The 755-nt window shown below is 59.7% G+C and carries 1 pseudogene; it reads right to left on the bottom strand.

Annotated features, from left to right (window positions below):
- Nucleotides 1-136 precede the first annotated feature (136 nt).
- Nucleotides 137-755 (bottom strand): annotated as a pseudogene (locus C5748_RS27390) (hypothetical protein); the annotation flags it as partial.

The following is a 755-nucleotide window of genomic DNA, read 5'->3' as shown; positions in this document are numbered from 1 at the left end:
AGGCACGATTTGGTTTCCGCCCCAGCGAGGCGCGATCCGCTTGGCTGAACGGCCATACGGTGCGCAAGACGACCGACGGCAGCTTTGCCGACTGGCTGTTGCGGGCTGACGGCGCCTAAGCCTCTCGACCCGCATATCATCTTGTTCCCCAGCGGTTATCAAGAATGGTGACCAGGGCAACCAGACGCAGCGGGGTGAGGATCAATACGTGCAGCAGGCTATAGATAGGGGCGAGCAGCACCAGCCTTGGTTCGCGCGCAATCAAGGAGAGATTGCGGAAGAGCCCGGCTGCAAGCACATAGGCAAACCAGATGGCCACGATCGACCACGCGCCCACCATCGGATTGAAGACCAGGATATTGGCGATGGTGGAAAGGTAGAAGAACCAGAAGAAGAGCTCAAGGAAGCTAAGAAGGCCGGGGAATGAAAGGACGCCAAAGCCCTTTACCGCCAGCACGGACTCGCGCAGAAAGCTCTTGTTCCAGCGTAGCTGCTGCTTGATGAAATGGACCGGGCTGGTGGGGACCTGGGTCGAAGCAACGGCATCAAGAGCGATGATGACCCTTCCGCGTTGTAAGGCCAAGGCCGTCAACCGCCGATCATCCCCAAAATGGACGGCCTCACCCACGAAGCGTTGTTCCATCCATTCGTTTTTGACTGCCCGCAGGAAGTCCGAGCGATAGACGGACAAGACACCCGACGCACAGAGCGCGGCCCCCATCACCGACTGCGCCGCGCGCTCCACCATGAAGGCG

It is taken from the genome of Phyllobacterium phragmitis, assembly GCF_002980495.1.
In the GTDB taxonomy this organism is placed as follows: domain Bacteria; phylum Pseudomonadota; class Alphaproteobacteria; order Rhizobiales; family Rhizobiaceae; genus Paramesorhizobium; species Paramesorhizobium phragmitis.
The sequence above is the reverse complement of the archived record's forward strand: the minus strand, read 5'-3'. Positions and strand labels throughout refer to the sequence as shown.